The following is a 15,108-nucleotide window of genomic DNA, read 5'->3' as shown; positions in this document are numbered from 1 at the left end:
CGGTCAGCGGCCCAGGCGGGTGAACGTGCGCACCGCCAGCGGGAAGAAGACCGCGAGCAGTGCCAGCGGCCACAGGACCGCTGCCGTCAGGTGCCCGTCCTCCCCGCCGGGGGCGCCGAGCAGGTCCCGCACGGCCGTGGCCGTCCGGGACATCGGGTTCCACTCCACGGCCGTGCCCAGCCAGCCCGGCATGGACGCGGGTGCGGCGAGCGCGTTGGACAGGAACCCGACCGGCCAGACGAGGATCTGCACGGCCTGCACCAGCTCCGGCTTCCCGGCGACCAGGGCCAGGTGGATGCCGATCCACAGCATCGCGAAGCGCAGGAGCAGCAGCAGGCCGACGGCGGCGAGGAAGGCACCGGGGCCGCCGTGCGGCCGCCAGCCGAGCGCGAGGCCCACCCCGGTCAGCGCGGCCAGGGAGAGCACCGACTGGAGCATGTCGGCGCCCGCCCGGCCGACCAGGACGGCACCGTCGGCCATGGGCAAGGACCGGAAGCGGTCGATGACGCCCTTGTTCAGGTCCTGGGTGACGGCGAGCATCGTGCTCTCCAGCCCGAAGACCATGGTGAGCGCGAGCATGCCGGGCAGCAGGTAGTCGAGGTAGTCGCCGCGCACCCCGCGGCCGCCGCCGATGAGGTAGCCGAACATCAGCAGCAGCATCACGGAGAAGACGAGCCCGACGACCAGCCGGACGGGCTGCCGGGCCCAGTGGGCGAGCTCCCGGCGGGTCATGGTCCAGCAGTCGGTCAGCGCGTGGACGTTCATGCGGCCCTGCCCTCCGTTCGGTCGCGGTCCGCCGTGCCGTCGTGGTCCGCCGTTCGGTCGTGGTCTCCCGGGCGGTCGGGTCCCGCCATACGGTCGTCGTCGCCCGGGCGGTCGGGTCCCGCCGTCCCGTCCCCCTCCTCCGCCCCGTCCCGCGGTCCGGTCAGGTGCAGGAACACCTCGTCCAGCGTGGGCCGGCGCAGGGCGATGTCCTCGGCATCGATCCCGGCCTCGTCGAGCGCCCGTACGACGCCGGAGAGCGCGGCCATGCGGTCGGTGACCGGGGCGCTGATCAGCCGGCGGTCGGCGTCCACGCGGAGGTCGTCCCGGGGCACCGGCAGCAGCGCGACGGCGGCGCCGAGCTGTCCCGCGTCGCGCAGCACCACGTCGATGCGGTCGCCGCCGGTGCGGGACTTGAGCGCGTCGGGCGTGCCCTCGGCGACCACCCGGCCGCGGTCGACGAGCGAGACGAGGTCGGCCAGCTGGTCGGCCTCCTCCAGGTACTGGGTGGTCAGCAGCACGGTGGTACCCCCGCCGACCAGGGAGCGCACCGAGGCCCACACCTCGGCGCGGCCGCGCGGGTCGAGGCCCGTGGTGGGCTCGTCGAGGAACAGCACGCGGGGCTCGGTGACGAGGGCGGCGGCGAGGTCCAGGCGGCGCCGCATGCCGCCGCTGTAGGCGCGGACGGGCTTGCGGCCGGTGTCGGTGAGGCCGAAGCGCGCGAGGAGCTCGTCGGCGCGCACGCGTGCGTGACGGGCGCCGAGGTGGTGGAGGCGGCCGAACATCTCCAGGTTCTGCCGGCCGCCCAGCTCCTCGTCCAGGGCCGCGTGCTGGCCGAGCAGGCCGATGGCGCGGCGGACCGCGCGGGCCGCGCCCACCACGTCGTGCCCGGCCACCTCGACCCGGCCGGCGTCGGGGCGCAGCAGGGTGGCCAGGATGCGCACCAGGGTGGTCTTGCCGGCGCCGTTGGGTCCGAGGAGCGCGTGCACGGTGCCGGGGGCGACCCGCAGGTCCAGTCCGTCCAGCGCGGCCTTGCCGCCGTACCGCTTGCGGACTCCCTCGACGGTGATCGCGGGGTCGTCGGTCACAGCGCGCCCTCCCATTTAGTCAAACTTGACTACTGGCGTTCACCGTACTGCGGGCAGTCCTGGTCGTCAAACTTGATTAGTGGTCGTCCTGCGGGTGCCGGTCCCCCGTCGCGTACGGATTCTCCTGGCCGTCGGCCAGGACGCCGACGAACGGCTCGCCCTCGCCCGCGAAGGTGTACGCCCCGCCCTCGATCCGCTCGACGAGCCCGCGGGTCCACGCCGACTCCGCGTCGGCCGTGTGGACCCAGAAGTGCATGATCTCGCCGATGTGCCCGAGCTGTTCGGGGCCGTCCGCGGGGACGTAGTGCTCGGTGACGGCGGCGCGCCACTGCGCGATCCTCTCGATCCGCTCCTTCAGCAGCGCCACCGCCTCCTCGCGCGGCAGGTCGACCATGAAGCCGATCGCTGCGGACTTCACGTCCACCTTCTGGTCGTACGAGGTCAGCGCCTCGCGCACCAGGCGCAGGAACTCCTCGGTGCCGGCCCCGGTGATCTCGTACTCGGTGCGCGGCGGACCGCCGGCGGTGGACGGGGCCGTCTCGTGCGCGCGCAGCAGCCCCTGCTTGGCCATCTGCTTCAGCGCGTGGTAGATCGAGCCGGGCTTGGCGTGGGACCACTCGTGGGCGCCCCAGTACTCCAGGTCGTTGCGCACCTGGTAGCCGTGGGCCCGCCCGTGCTGGCGCACCGCGCCCAGCACGAGGAGACGGATCGCTGACATGGGCCCCAGCCTAGGACCCGTGCGGGCCGCGCCGGAGCGGGGCGGCCCGGGGCCCGGCGCGCTCAGGAGCCGCCCTGCTCCAGCGCCACGAGCTCGAAGGCGGTCCTGCCGTCCAGGGACTCCCGGATGATGTCGGCGTGGCCGGCGTGCCGCGCGGTCTCGCGGATCAGGTGCAGGCACAGCCAGCGCAGCGAGACCCGCTCGTCCGGCGGGAACCACGGCTCGTCCGGCAGCGCGAAGGTGTCGTCCAGGCTCGGTGCGGAGCGGATGAACTCCTCGGTCTCCGCGGCGACCTGCTCCCAGTACGCCAGCTGCCCGGGCAGCGTCTCGTCGCCGACGAGGACGAAGCACTCGTGCCAGTTCGACCGGTCCCGCGGGACGGCCGGCGGCACGCCCTTGGCGCGGGCGATCCAGCCCTGCTCCACCTCGGCGACGTGCTTGACCAGCCCGGCCAGGGACAGCTCACTGGCGCTCGGGCGGCTCGACGCCTGCTCCTCGGTCAGCCCCAGCACCGCCCGGCGGATGCCGCCGCGCTGCTCCGCGAGGAAGGACAGGAGCGCCCCCCGCTCGTCGCCCTGCGCCTCGGCTCGCACGTGAGTGACCATTTCCGGCCGCCTTTCGTCGGGTCCCACCGCCAGGCCCTTGCTGCCTGACACCGACGACGTTACGGACGCTTGAGGTCAGCCGCTGTCCTCAACTCGGGGACGTCCCCCGACGGGTTCCACGGCCTCCTGGGGTCCCCGCGGCCGTTCAGAAGGGGAACCGGCTCCGGCCGCGCTGCACCGAGATCCACTTCAGGGTGGTGAAGGCGTCCAGGGTCGTCTCGCCGTTCAGCCGGCCGATGCCGGAGTGCTTCTCGCCGCCGAACGGCACCAGCGGCTCGTCGTGGATCGTGCCGTCGTTGACGTGGAACATCCCGGTGTCCACGCGCTTGGCGAAGGCGACGCCCCGCTCGACGTCGGCGGTGTGGACGGCGCCGCTGAGGCCGTACGGCGTGTCGTTGACGATGCGGATGGCCTCCTCCTCGCCGTCGAAGGGGACGAGGAGCGCGAGCGGACCGAAGATCTCCTTGTGCAGCAGCGCCGAGTCGGCGGGCACGTCCGTCAGCACGGACGGCTCGACGAGGTTGTCGTGCGCCCCGCCGCGCACCAGGACCGTGGCGCCCTCGGCGACCGCCTGGTCGACGGCGGCCGACACGGCGTTCGCCTGGAGGGAGTTGACCACCGGGCCGATGACGGTCTGCGGGTCGCTCGGGTCGCCGGTCTTGAGCGTCCTGACCTTGGCGACGAACTTCTCGGTGAACTCCTCGGCCACCGAGCGGTCCACCAGGACGCGGTTGGCGGCCATGCAGACCTGGCCCTGGTCGACGTAGCGGCTGAAGACCGCCGCGTCGACGGCGTAGTCGATGTCCGCGTCGTCCAGGACCACCAGGGCGCTGTTTCCGCCGAGTTCGAGCACCGTGCGCTTGAGCTGGGCCGCGCAGACGGTGGCGATGTGCCGGCCGACCTTGTCGGAGCCGGTGAAGGAGATGACCTTGGGGACCGGGTGCTCGATGAAGGCGTCGCCTATCTCGGCTATGTCGGTCAGGACGACGTTGAGCAGCCCGGGCGGCAGGCCCGCGTCCTCGAAGATCCGGGCGATGTACGTGCCGCCGACGACCGGGGTGTCCTGGTGCGGCTTGAGCACGACGCCGTTGCCGAGGGCGAGCGCGGAGGCGACCGGCTTGATCGACAGCAGGAACGGGAAGTTGAACGGGCTGATCACGCCGACCACGCCGACCGGCTCGCGGTACAGCCGGTTCTCCTTGCCCTCGATCGGCGACGGCAGCAGCCGGCCTTCGGAGCGCAGGGTCAACTGGGCGGCCTCGCGCAGGAACTCCTTGGCGAGCCCGATCTCGAACCCGGCCTTGAGGTGCGTGCCGCCCAGTTCGGCGATGATCGCCTCGGTGATCTCCTGCTCGCGCTCCTCGACCAGGCGCAGGGCGCGCTCGAACACGGCACGGCGGGTGTAGGGATTGGTGGCCGCCCACGCCTGCTGGGCCCGCTGGGCCGCGCGGTAGGCCTGGTCCACTTCGTCGACGGTGGCGATGGTGATCGAGGCCAGCTTCGTGCCGTCGTACGGGTTGACGTCGATGATGTCCCAGGAGCCGGTGCCCGGGCGCCACTCGCCGTCGATGTACTGCAGGGCCAGGTCGGTGAAGCAGGACGACATGTGATCCCTCAATCCCTTGCCGTCGGAGCACGAAGGCTCTGATCTCGCGTCATCGTACTTATGTCCGGCACGAGTTGGAGGGCGCGTTGACGGAAAAGGCGAGGCGACGCGCGGGTTGCGGGGGTCTGTCCCCCCGGCGCGCGGGACCGCGCGGGACTACGACAGCTGGAGCAGGCCGCGCAGGAGGTCCCGGCTGGCGTCGGGGCCCGGGCTGTCCTGCTGGAGTTCGCGCAGCGCGTTCTCGTACTGGGCGACGTCCTCGCGCTTGTCCAGGTACAGCGCGCTGGTGAGCTGCTCCAGGTAGACCACGTCGGACAGGTCGGACTCCGGGAAGCTGAGGATCGTGAAGGCGCCGGACTCGCCGGCGTGGCCGCCGAAGCTGAACGGCATGACCTGGAGCCGGATGTTGGGGCGCTCGGAGATCTCGATGAGGTGCTGGAGCTGGCCGCGCATCACCTCGCGGTCGCCGTAGGGGCGGCGCAGGGCGGCCTCGTCCAGGACGATGTGGACGTCGGGGGCGTTCTCGGAGACGAGGTACTTCTGCCGCTCCAGGCGCAGTGCCACCCGGCGGTCGATGTCGGCGGCGCTCGCGTCCTTCATGCCCCGGCTGACGACGGCGTGCGCGTACGCCTCGGTCTGCAGCAGGCCGTGCACGAACTGCACCTCGTAGGCGCGGATCAGTGAGGCCGCGCCCTCCAGGCCGACGTAGGTGGGGAACCAGCTCGGCAGCACGTCCGAGTAACTGTGCCACCAGCCCGCCACGTTGGCCTCGCGGGCGAGACCGACAAGCGCCGCGCGCTCCGCCTCGTCCGTGATGCCGTACAGCGTCAGCAGGTCCTCGACGTCGCGTGTCTTGAAGCTCACCCGGCCCAGCTCCATCCGGCTGATCTTCGATTCCGAGGCACGAATGGAATACCCCGCAGCCTCGCGCGTGATGCCGCGCGACTCACGCAGCCGCCTGAGTTGCGAGCCGAGCAGCATGCGTCGCACCACCGATCCGGGCTCTCCCGCGCTCACGTTCGCCAGCCTCCCCAACCGTCTTCAGGGGCAGGAGTCTGCCACTAAAACACTTCGAGCAGTACTCGTCCGATTACAGAGACGGAAAGAAGCCAAAGCATACGCACGGAGGCGCACAAGGGAAGAGGGCGGAGGATGCGGCTCCCCGCCGTCGATCTGCGAGAAGATGGCGGAAAAAATGGCCAAGAAGCGGTACGGGCAGGTCGATTTCGGTCACGTGCACGTGCATCTGCCCTTGCATCTGGTGTACGCATCCGAAACCATGGTCCCGCGCCACCGCTGCATCGCAACGACCGCGAATTCCCGGGAGTGCCTCGCATGGGGACGAATGGATCGACCATGCTCGAGCCGTTACGGCAGGGCCTTCCGCCGCTGGATCCCGCGGCCGTGTCCAACGCTGCCTCCTGTGCCCTGCCCGCCCGCTTCGAAGCGGTGGGCGAGGCGCGCGGGTTCGCCCGGAAGACGCTCGCACAGTGGGATGTCGGCGACCGCTTCGACGACATATGCCTGGTCGTCTCCGAACTCGTCACCAACGCCCTGCGGCACGGCCTGTCGTCACTCGACGCCCCGTGTCCCGTGGACCGACACCCTTTCGTGCGGCTGCACTTGATGCACTGGACCGGCCGGCTGGTCTGCGCGGTGCGCGACCCCAGCCGTGAGGGGCCGGTCGCGGGCGAGGCGGACGACTTCGCGGCCGAGTCGGGCCGCGGCCTGTTCCTGGTGGACTCCTTCGCCGACGGCTGGGGCTGGCAGCCGCTGAGCGGCACGCTGGGCGGCAAGGTGGTCTGGGCGCTGTTCCGGCTGCACGCGCCGGCCGAGTAGACGCGATCCGGTGTCCGCGGGCGCCGGTTCTTGCCGCGTCTCTGCACGCGTTCCTCTACGCGCGTGGCGGCCGGCTCCGGCGGGCGCGGCCGTGCGGGGACGTCGGCGTGTTCGCCGGGCGGGGACGTCAGCCCGCGATCAGGTGGTCGAACTCCCCGTCCTTGACGCCGAGCAGCATCGCCTCGATCTCGGCCCGGGTGTAGACGAGCGCCGGGCCGTCCGGGAAGCGGGAGTTGCGCACCGCCACGTCACCGCCGGGCAGTCGCGCGAACTCCACGCAGGATCCTTGGGAGTTGCTGTGTCTGCTCTTCTGCCACGCGACGTCGTGCAGGTGTGTGGCCGCCATGCCGTTGTACACGTCGCGTCCCCCGTCAACATCGTGGTCCACAGGTCGCTCCCTGCTGGTGCACTGGCTCGTGTGGCCATTGGTGCGGTGGTCAACTGTCGGGGATCATAACCCCGTTCATGTGCAGTTGCATGAGCAGATGCACGTGCACGCGCGGTGTCCCTGTGATTACAGCTTTGACGCGCGCTTTACCGGACCGGTGCGATGCCATGGAATCTGCTCCAGCGTCTGCCCCGGGGGGCACCGCGCATGCGGTGACTGCCCCCCGTTCACTAGGAACAGACGCACGGGGCGCCCCCGTTGTTCCGTCGCGGATGTGAAGATCCGTGGCGTCGAGCGGGGCGGACCCCCGCCGTCCGCCGGACGGAAGGCGTCCGTTCCGTGGCGCTGGCACCGCCGGCGGCGACCGGCTGGGCGTGGCGGCGTGACCGGCCCCCCGAACGGCGACCGCGCGGTGCTGCGCCGCGCGGCGGACGCGGACCGCGGGCCCTCCGCGCGGCCGAGGCGCTTAGGTGCGCACGGCGGAGTGCACGGTACGACGCACGGGCGAGGTGCGCCGGGGGTACGACCGGGCGCGGACGTCGACGCCAGGCGGGAGCACGCTGCGCAGCATGGCCGAGATGCGTCGCCCCCGGAGACCGGCGACTGCCGTACGGATGCGGGGGATCCCGTACGGCGATGAGCGGACCCGGGAGGCGGAAACCGGACGCCGCCCGGAGGGGGGAGTTCCGGGGGCGGGTCAGGGCGAGGAGCGTCGCTCGGCGAGGCAGGGGGTGGGGCGTCGGTCGGCGGCTGCGGTCGGCGGGCGGCCGCGGTCTGCGGCTCCGGTCGGCGGCTCCGGTCGGCGGGCAGCACTGAGCCGACGGGTTGGGTGGGGGCAGCGAGGGCGCGAGGGCGCTCGGGGTCGTCGTGCGCCCCCTGCTGGTAGCTTGCTGCGGACCTCCCGGTCGGGTGGGCCGGCCGGCGACAGCTTGGAGTGTGCAGTGACTTCGGTGACCTACTCCCGCCGGTGCACGTGGGCGGCCGCCGCCGCGCTGGCCGGTGCGCTCGTGCTGGCCGGGTGCAGCGACGAGGGCGGGGACTCCGACGGCAAGGCGTCCCCCTCGCCGAGCGCCACGGCGACGGCGGACACCGGAGGGGCCGACGGCACGGACGGCAGCCCCTCGACGTCGGCGACCGCTGCCGCGGGCTCCCTGGAGGGCAGTTGGCTCGGCACGGCCGACGGCGAGGCCGTCGTGCTGATGGTGACGGGCGGCAAGGCCGCGCTGTACGCGACCGGCGGCACCGTGTGCAGCGGCAGCGCCGGCGAGCAGGCGGGCGCGCGGACGATCCGCCTGTCCTGCGCCAGCGGCAAGAAGACCCGCACCACCGGCAAGGTCGACTCCGTCAACGGCTCGACGCTCCGGGTCACCTGGCAGGGTGGCGCCGGTCAGGAGACGTACACCAAGGCGGAGAGCGGCGGCGGCTGGCCGTCGGGGCTGCCGACGACGGGACTCGGCTCGTAGCGGTCCGGTCACGACCGCGGGGGCGGGCGGCGGACGGGGCTGATCGTGCGTGATGATCCTTCGAGCACCGTCACGACACCCGAGGACCCCTTCATGCGCGCCGTTCCCATCACCGTCACCACCCTCGCAGCCGCCCTGCTGCTGACCGCCTGCGACAGCGGCGGCGACTCCGGCAACGACGACGCGAAGCCCCCGTCCACCCCGTCCGCCGCCGCCTCGGGCGGGTGCGCGGCCGACGGGCTGGACGCGCAGGTGGGCCCGGTCAGCGAGGCGCCGGCGGCCGGGGACACCGGCACCGTCACGGTCACGCTCACCAACAAGGGCGCCGAGTGCACCCTGAAGGGCTTCCCCGTGGTCCGCCTGCACGCCGACACGGCCGTCGACGTCCCCCAGGACCCCAGCGCGCCGGCCCAGGCGCTGACGCTGCCCGAGCAGGGCACCGCGTCGTTCACCATCACCTACGTGCGGGGCGACGGCGGCAAGAGCGTCGCCGCCAAGACCGCCTCCTACGCCCTGCCGAACAGCGCCGGCGCCCCCGTGGACTTCGACTGGTCCTACGGCGACGTCGCGCGCAAGGACGACGGCGCGGTGGACGCCACGGTGAGCGGGTTCCAGCAGGCGGGCGACTGATCCCGGCAGCACTGCGCAGACCGCCCGGGCCCTGCCCCTACGCGTGCGTGCATCACCCTCACGTCCAACGCGTGCGCGTGCCCGGGCGTGGTCACTCCGACGGCAGCCGCGGCCGGGAGCGCATCTGCGCCCGGTCGGCGGCGCGGGCGCCCTCGGTCCAGCCGGCCTCGTCGCTCACCCCGCGCAGACGCGTGCTGACCGTGTCCGGGAACAGCCGGTCGGCCGCCGCGCTGACCGCGACCTCGCGGGAGGCGAGCACCGGCAGCAGGTCGTCGGTCACCTGGGACCCGGCTGCCTCCGCGAGCCGGGTGCCGACGCGGTGGGCGTACGCGGCGAGGAACGACTGCCGGAAGGTCTTGGTCCGCTTGCGCCCGCCGGCCCGCTGGGCGGCCTCCGCCCGGGCCATCGCCGACTGGGCCTGCACCAGGAGCGAGGTGTGGAGCAGCTCGACGACCTCCAGGTCGGCCTCGAAGCCGACGACCGTGGAGAAGCAGAACGGCTCGTTCCACACGGCCCGGCAGTGATTGGCGGACGCCACCGCGTCCAGCAGGACCGCCTTGGCCTGCTCGTACGGCGGCTCGACCCCGATCCGGCAGGCGCCGGGCGCGTCGGGCGCGGGCGCCGCGGCGTCCAGCAGGGCCTCGTCCACGCTGTGCTTGGCCATCAGCTCCTGCGCCTTCGCGCTCAACGCCTCCGCCTCGTCGGGGAACCCGGTCGCCTCGGCCTTGGCGAGCAGGGCGCGGATCCGGGCGAGCATCCTCGCGCCGGAGCTGCCGGAGCTGCCGGAGCTGCCGGAGCTACCGGAGCCGCCCGGGCCGCCCGAGGCGTTGGTGCGGCCCGGCCCACGCGGCGGCGCGTCCTGCAACGGCTCCAGCGCGGGCAGGCGCAGCAGCAGGCGGTACAGCTCCAGGACCGCCGTCGCGTGCGAGAAGCGGTCCGGGCGGGGCGGGGCGTCGGCGAGCACCTCGTCGAGCTGGGCGAGCTGGTCGCGCCAGCGGCGCCCGCGCACCCGGTCCCGCGGCGCCTGCGCGCGGATCAGCTCCGCGAGCAGGCCCACCGAGGCGTCCCCGAGCTCGCGCCGGACCACCCGTACGACGTCGGCGGGCTGCCAGCCGCGTCCCCACAGGGCCGCCACGAACTCCTCCCCCCGGCGCGCGAGGTCGGCGTCCGCCGCGGGGTCGGCGGCCAGCAGGGAGGCGCCGGTGTCGAGGGAGGCGTCGGCACTGTCGTAGAGCGCCGTGCGGAAGGCGCGCTCGACGGTGGACGGGCCGGTGGGGGTGTCGGTGCTGCTCACCCGTCGATGGTGGCACGCGCGCGCGGAGGTGTTTTGAGGGGTCTTCCCGCGGTGGCCGCGCGCGGGCCGGTGCCTCGGCGCCCGCAGCCGCCCGACCAACTGTCAACCGCGGGTTGACGCCCGCCCACTGTCAACCTACGGTTGACACATGTCGACGAACTCCAATTCCGCCGTCACCACTCCCGTCCGCCTGGACGACCTCATCGACGCCATCAAGAAGGTCCACACCGAGCCCCTGGAGCAGCTCCAGGACGCCGTGATCGCCGCGGACCACCTCGGGGACGTGGCCGACCACCTCATCGGGCACTTCGTGGACCAGGCGCGGCGCTCCGGCGCCTCCTGGACCGACATCGGCCGCAGCATGGGCGTCACCCGGCAGGCCGCCCAGAAGCGGTTCGTGCCGAAGGAGTCCACCGACCTCGACCCCGGCCAGGGCTTCGCCCGCTACACCCCCCGCGCGCGCAACGTCGTCGTCAGCGCCCACAACGAGGCCAAGTCGGCCGGCGCCACCGAGGGCCTGCCCGAGCACCTGGTCCTCGGCCTGCTCGCCGAGCCGGAGGGGCTGGCGGTCCGGGCGGTCACCGCCCAGGGCGTCGGTCTGGACGCGGTGCGCGAGGCGGCCAGGGCCGCGCTGCCGCCCGCCGCCGAGGACGCCCCCGAGCTCGTGCCGTACGGCCCGGACGCCAAGAAGGTCCTGGAGCTGACGTTCCGCGAGGCCCTGCGCCTGGGCCACAACTACGTCGGCACCGAACACCTGCTGCTCGCCCTGCTGGAGCACGAGAACGGCGAGGGCGTCCTCAGCAGACTCGGCATCGGGAAGGCGGCGACCGAGCGGTACGTCGCCGAGGCCCTGGCGCAGCTGGTGGCGCAGCAGGCCGAGACAGATTCGCCCGAGGCACCGAAGGGCCCGTGACCGCGCCGAAGGGTCCGTGACCACGCCGAAGGGTCCGCGACCCCGGAGCGCCCCTTGCCCTCCGAGCCGCGACATCGCAGGTCAGGGCCATTGTCAGACCCCCCTGCCACACTGACCGCATGACCGACCGCTGGGCGCTCGCCCCGGCCGAGGACGGCGGCGCGGAGGTCGCCCCCCTCGGCCGGGACGGGCTGCCCGCCGGGCCGGTCGCCCGGGAGGCGGATCTCGTCGAGGCCGTGCGCCGACGGCCCGACGTGACCCGATGGGTCTGGCGTTCCACGGCCGAGGTGTACCCGCGCCTGCTCGCCACGGGGGTGCGAGTAGAGCGGTGCTACGACGTCGAGGACGCCGAGACCCTCCTCCTGGGCCACGAGGGGAGGTCCGGCGAGCCGCGCTCCGCGGCCGCCGCCCTGGCCCGGCTGCGCGGCGGACCCGTCCCGCCCGACCCGCCGCCGCGTTCCGCCGAGCCCGGCTCCCAGTCGCCGCTGTTCGAGCCGCAGGGCGGCGTCCCGGTGCGCCTGGCGGACCTCCTCGAGGTCTACGCCGACCAGCAGCGGCGCCACGACCGGGCCGAGCACCCCGACCGGATGCGGCTGCTGACCGCCGCCGAGTCGGCGGGGATGCTGGTCGCCGCCGAGATGAACCGCGCCGGGCTGCCGTGGCGCGCGGACGTCCATCGCGCGGTGCTGCACGACCTGCTGGGCGAGCGGTACGCCGGCGGGGGCGAGCCGCGGCGCCTGGCCGAGCTGGCCGACGAGGTGTCCGCCGCCTTCGGCCGCCGGGTGCGGCCCGACCTGCCGGCCGACGTGGTCAAGGCGTTCGCGCAGGCCGGGATCAAGATCAGGTCCACCCGCCGCTGGGAGCTGGAGTCGCTGGACCACCCGGCGGTGAAGCCCCTGGTGGAGTACAAGAAGCTGTACCGCATCTGGGTCGCGCACGGCTGGTCCTGGCTCCAGGACTGGGTGCGCGACGGACGCTTCCGGCCGGAGTTCCACGCCGGCGGCACAGTCACCGGCCGCTGGGTGACCAACGGCGGGGGCGCCCTGCAGATCCCCAAGGTGATCCGGCGGGCCGTGGTCGCCGACCCCGGCTGGCGGCTGGTGGTCGCCGACGCCGACCAGATGGAGCCGCGCGTGCTCGCCGCGATCTCCCGCGATCCCGGGCTGATGGAGGTGGCCGGCCGCGACAGCGATCTCTACCAGGCGGTGTCCGACCGCGCCTTCTCCGGCGACCGCGCCCAGGCCAAGATCGCCGTGCTCGGCGCCGTCTACGGCCAGACCTCCGGCGACGGCCTGAAGAACCTCGCCGCGCTGCGCCGTCGCTTCCCGCGCGCGGTGGCGTACGTCGACGACGCCGCCCGGGCCGGCGAGGAGGGCCGGCTGGTGCGCACCTGGCTGGGACGCACCTGTCCGCCCGCGACCCGGACCGGCGAGGACGCGGAGGACGAGGCCGGCATCCCGGTGGGCGAGGACGGCACCGACGACCGCCCGTGGGTGCCGGGGTACGCCTCGACCGACGCCCGCGCCCGCGGCCGTTTCGCCCGCAACTTCGTCGTCCAGGGCAGCGCCGCCGACTGGGCCCTGCTGCTGCTCGCGGCGCTGCGCCGCGCCTGTGCGGGCATGGCGGCCGAGCTGGTCTTCTTCCAGCACGACGAGGTGATCGTGCACTGCCCCGAGGAGGAGGCGGAGGCCGTCGTCGCGGCGATCCGCGAGGCGTCGCGCACCGCCGGGCGCCTGACGTTCGGGGAGACGCCGGTGCGGTTCCCGTTCACGACGGCCGTGGTGGAGTGCTACGCGGACGCCAAGTAGGGCCCGCGTCCCCTGGCGGCACAGACCGACCGCCTGACCTCCCTCACCGAACGTGCCTATTGCGTACGTCGTACTCACCTGCGTACCGTGACTGCGTACGTCGCACTCAGAAACGTTCACCGGAGGAGAGAGGGAGGGAAACGTGGACTCGCCCATCGTGTCGGTGCACGGCCTGCGCAAGCGCTACGGCGACGTGGAGGCGCTGGCCGGCCTCGACCTGGCCGTGGCACCGGGCACCGTCTACGGGCTGCTGGGCCCGAACGGCGCCGGCAAGAGCACCGTCGTGCGCATCCTCAGCACACTGACCCGCGCCACGGCGGGACGGGCCACCGTGGCCGGACACGACGTGGCCGCACGGCCCGACGCGGTCCGCGAGGCCATCGGCCTGGCCGGACAGCACGCCGCCGTGGACGAGAAGCTCACCGGCCGCGAGAACCTGAGGATCTTCGGCAGGCTGGCCCGCCTGGGCCGCCGCGGCGCCCGGCACCGCGCCGACGACCTGCTGGAGCGGTTCGAGCTGACCAAGGCGGCCGACCGGCTGGTCAGCACGTACTCCGGCGGCATGCGCCGGCGCATCGACCTGATCGCCAGCCTGCTGCGTGCCCCCGCCGTCCTCTTCCTGGACGAGCCGACCACCGGACTCGACCCGCGCAGCCGCCTGGACATCTGGGCGATCGTGCGCGAGCTGGTCGCCGAGGGCACGACGGTGCTGCTCACCACCCAGTACTTGGACGAGGCGGACCAGCTGGCGTCCGCCGTGGCCGTGGTCGACCGCGGCCGGGTGATCGCCGAGGGCAGCCCCGCCGGGCTGAAGGCGCGCATCGGCAGCCACGTCGACATCGAGGTGGGCGGCGAGGCCGACCTCGCGGGTGCGGTGGCCGTCCTGGAACGGCTGACCGGCGGCCGCCCGGTGGTCGAGGACCTGCGGATCGTCACCGGCGTACCGGGCAGGGCGCCGTCGGTGCCGCAGCTGGTGCGCGAGCTGGACGCGGCCGGCGTGGTGGTCCAGGACGTCGGCGTCCGCCGGCCGAGCCTCGACGACGTGTTCCTCACGCTGACCGGCCGCACCACCGGGACTGCTGGAACCGATGGGACCGGTGGAGCCGACGGGGACGCGACCGGGACGCGGCGGGGCGGGGCGCAGCAGGGCGGGCGCAGGGCGCCGAAGGGGCGGCGGCGCGAGCGGACGAAGGAAGGAGCGACGGCATGATCGTCCTGGCGGACGGACTCACCCTCGTGGAGCGCAAGCTGCTCCACCTCCGGCATCAGCCCGGCACCCTGGTCGCGATGCTGGTGATGCCCGCGGTCATGGTGGTGCTCTTCGGTTTCGTCTTCGGCAGCGCCATCAAGGTGCCCGGCGGCGGCAACTACCGCGAGTACCTGATGCCCGGCCTCTTCGTCATGACCGGCATGTTCGCGCTGTCCTCCGCGATGGTGGACGTCGCCACCGACCAGGGCCGCGGGGTCACCGACCGGCTGCGCTCGATGCCCACCGCGCGCGCCGCGGTGCCGGTCGGGCAGACCGGCGCCGACACCGTCACCGGCCTCTTCGGCCTGCTGATCCTGGTGACCTCGGGGCTGGCGTTCGGCTGGCGGGCCCACCACGGCCTCGGCCACGCGCTGGGCGCCCTCGGTGTCCTGCTGCTGTTCCGGTACACCATGTCGTGGGTCGGCACCTACCTCGGCCTGATCATGCCCTCCGCGCAGACGGCCGACGCGCTCGCGCCGCTCACCCTGCCGCTGAGCATGCTGTCCAACGCGTTCGTGCCGACGGACGGCATGCCGGGCTGGCTGCGGGTGGTCTGCGAGGGCAACCCCCTCAGCGCGGCGGTCGCCGCCTGCCGGTCGTTGTTCGGCAACCCGGGGGCCGCGGCCACGGCCGGCTCCTGGCCGCTCGCCCACCCGTTGGCCGCGACCCTGCTGTGGTCCGCGTTCCTCCTGGCGCTCTTCGTGCCCCTGTCGGTTCGGCGGTTCACCCGCGCCGGACTCTGACG

15 protein-coding genes are annotated in these 15,108 nt (G+C 73.5%); 7 read left to right on the top strand and 8 right to left on the bottom strand.

The genetic code is table 11. The annotated features are described in order from the left end of the window. Positions 1-3: 3 nt before the first annotated feature. The 6 genes from E4U91_RS19295 to E4U91_RS19270 all read right to left on the bottom strand — a co-directional run bounded on the left by E4U91_RS19295 (position 4) and on the right by E4U91_RS19270 (position 5,760). Positions 4-765, bottom strand: coding sequence for an ABC transporter permease (locus E4U91_RS19295; protein WP_137308016.1), 762 nt, complete (start codon positions 763-765; stop codon positions 4-6). Then, on the bottom strand, positions 762-1,865 hold the full coding sequence (locus tag E4U91_RS19290) for an ATP-binding cassette domain-containing protein (RefSeq protein ID WP_137308015.1): 1,104 nt from the start codon (positions 1,863-1,865) through the stop codon (positions 762-764). Before E4U91_RS19290 ends, E4U91_RS19295 begins: the two co-directional genes overlap by 4 nt. A gap of 61 nt (positions 1,866-1,926) precedes the next feature. After that, positions 1,927-2,568 (bottom strand): PadR family transcriptional regulator, encoded by a 642-nt coding sequence (locus tag E4U91_RS19285; RefSeq protein WP_137308014.1) that lies wholly within the window; start codon positions 2,566-2,568, stop codon positions 1,927-1,929. Positions 2,569-2,630: 62 nt separating this feature from the next. After that, positions 2,631-3,173 carry a DinB family protein gene (locus E4U91_RS19280; protein ID WP_137308013.1) on the bottom strand — a complete coding sequence of 181 codons (543 nt, stop codon included), beginning with the start codon at positions 3,171-3,173 and terminating at the stop codon, positions 2,631-2,633. A gap of 145 nt (positions 3,174-3,318) precedes the next feature. Continuing rightward, on the bottom strand, positions 3,319-4,779 hold the full coding sequence (locus E4U91_RS19275; RefSeq protein WP_137308012.1) for an aldehyde dehydrogenase family protein: 1,461 nt from the start codon (positions 4,777-4,779) through the stop codon (positions 3,319-3,321). A 156-nt stretch (positions 4,780-4,935) separates the two neighbouring features. Next, positions 4,936-5,760 carry a helix-turn-helix domain-containing protein gene (locus E4U91_RS19270; protein ID WP_137303396.1) on the bottom strand — a complete coding sequence of 275 codons (825 nt, stop codon included), beginning with the start codon at positions 5,758-5,760 and terminating at the stop codon, positions 4,936-4,938. Between the two features lie 375 nt (positions 5,761-6,135). Here E4U91_RS19270 and E4U91_RS19260 point away from each other — a divergent pair, with 375 nt between their 5' ends. After that, positions 6,136-6,618: an ATP-binding protein gene (locus tag E4U91_RS19260; RefSeq protein WP_137308010.1), complete on the top strand. Its 483-nt coding sequence runs from the start codon at positions 6,136-6,138 to the stop codon at positions 6,616-6,618. A 127-nt stretch (positions 6,619-6,745) separates the two neighbouring features. Here the strand turns inward: E4U91_RS19260 and E4U91_RS19255 are convergent, their stop codons facing one another. Further along, positions 6,746-7,006, bottom strand: a complete 261-nt coding sequence (locus E4U91_RS19255) for a DUF397 domain-containing protein (protein WP_174867828.1) — start codon at positions 7,004-7,006, stop codon at positions 6,746-6,748. A gap of 950 nt (positions 7,007-7,956) precedes the next feature. Between E4U91_RS19255 and E4U91_RS19250 the strand changes: the two genes are divergently transcribed. After that, on the top strand, positions 7,957-8,469 hold the full coding sequence (locus tag E4U91_RS19250; protein ID WP_137308009.1) for a hypothetical protein: 513 nt from the start codon (positions 7,957-7,959) through the stop codon (positions 8,467-8,469). Positions 8,470-8,562: 93 nt separating this feature from the next. Further along, complete coding sequence (locus E4U91_RS19245) at positions 8,563-9,099, top strand: DUF4232 domain-containing protein (protein ID WP_137308008.1); 537 nt, start codon at positions 8,563-8,565, stop codon at positions 9,097-9,099. A 91-nt stretch (positions 9,100-9,190) separates the two neighbouring features. On the opposite strand, the gene E4U91_RS19240 is transcribed toward E4U91_RS19245, so the two are convergent. Next, positions 9,191-10,393, bottom strand: a complete 1,203-nt coding sequence (locus tag E4U91_RS19240) for a DUF2786 domain-containing protein (protein WP_137308007.1) — start codon at positions 10,391-10,393, stop codon at positions 9,191-9,193. Between the two features lie 148 nt (positions 10,394-10,541). Here E4U91_RS19240 and E4U91_RS19235 point away from each other — a divergent pair, with 148 nt between their 5' ends. The 4 genes from E4U91_RS19235 to E4U91_RS19220 all read left to right on the top strand — a co-directional run bounded on the left by E4U91_RS19235 (position 10,542) and on the right by E4U91_RS19220 (position 15,106). After that, on the top strand, positions 10,542-11,306 hold the full coding sequence (locus tag E4U91_RS19235) for a Clp protease N-terminal domain-containing protein (protein ID WP_137308006.1): 765 nt from the start codon (positions 10,542-10,544) through the stop codon (positions 11,304-11,306). 119 nt (positions 11,307-11,425) lie between these two features. Then, positions 11,426-13,114, top strand: coding sequence for a bifunctional 3'-5' exonuclease/DNA polymerase (locus tag E4U91_RS19230; protein ID WP_137308005.1), 1,689 nt, complete (start codon positions 11,426-11,428; stop codon positions 13,112-13,114). 142 nt (positions 13,115-13,256) lie between these two features. After that, entirely contained in the window at positions 13,257-14,324 is a 1,068-nt protein-coding gene (locus E4U91_RS19225) for an ATP-binding cassette domain-containing protein (protein ID WP_241678629.1), read from the top strand. Continuing rightward, positions 14,321-15,106, top strand: coding sequence for an ABC transporter permease (locus E4U91_RS19220; protein WP_137308004.1), 786 nt, complete (start codon positions 14,321-14,323; stop codon positions 15,104-15,106). The genes E4U91_RS19225 and E4U91_RS19220 overlap by 4 nt, the downstream gene beginning before the upstream one ends. Positions 15,107-15,108: the final 2 nt, after the last annotated feature.

It is taken from the genome of Streptomyces lasalocidi, assembly GCF_005280215.1.
Lineage (GTDB): Bacteria > Actinomycetota > Actinomycetes > Streptomycetales > Streptomycetaceae > Streptomyces > Streptomyces longwoodensis.
Note: the sequence above shows the minus strand (reverse complement) of the source record. Positions and strands in the feature narration are given on the sequence as shown.

Coding starts and splice junctions, on each gene's coding strand:
- E4U91_RS19295 (WP_137308016.1), bottom strand. CDS start 765: ATGAACGTCCACGCGCTGACCGACTGCTGGACCATGACCCGCCGGGAG.
- E4U91_RS19290 (WP_137308015.1), bottom strand. CDS start 1,865: ATGGGAGGGCGCGCTGTGACCGACGACCCCGCGATCACCGTCGAGGGA.
- E4U91_RS19285 (WP_137308014.1), bottom strand. CDS start 2,568: ATGTCAGCGATCCGTCTCCTCGTGCTGGGCGCGGTGCGCCAGCACGGG.
- E4U91_RS19280 (WP_137308013.1), bottom strand. CDS start 3,173: ATGGTCACTCACGTGCGAGCCGAGGCGCAGGGCGACGAGCGGGGGGCG.
- E4U91_RS19275 (WP_137308012.1), bottom strand. CDS start 4,779: ATGTCGTCCTGCTTCACCGACCTGGCCCTGCAGTACATCGACGGCGAG.
- E4U91_RS19270 (WP_137303396.1), bottom strand. CDS start 5,760: ATGCTGCTCGGCTCGCAACTCAGGCGGCTGCGTGAGTCGCGCGGCATC.
- E4U91_RS19260 (WP_137308010.1), top strand. CDS start 6,136: ATGCTCGAGCCGTTACGGCAGGGCCTTCCGCCGCTGGATCCCGCGGCC.
- E4U91_RS19245 (WP_137308008.1), top strand. CDS start 8,563: ATGCGCGCCGTTCCCATCACCGTCACCACCCTCGCAGCCGCCCTGCTG.
- E4U91_RS19235 (WP_137308006.1), top strand. CDS start 10,542: ATGTCGACGAACTCCAATTCCGCCGTCACCACTCCCGTCCGCCTGGAC.
- E4U91_RS19230 (WP_137308005.1), top strand. CDS start 11,426: ATGACCGACCGCTGGGCGCTCGCCCCGGCCGAGGACGGCGGCGCGGAG.
- E4U91_RS19220 (WP_137308004.1), top strand. CDS start 14,321: ATGATCGTCCTGGCGGACGGACTCACCCTCGTGGAGCGCAAGCTGCTC.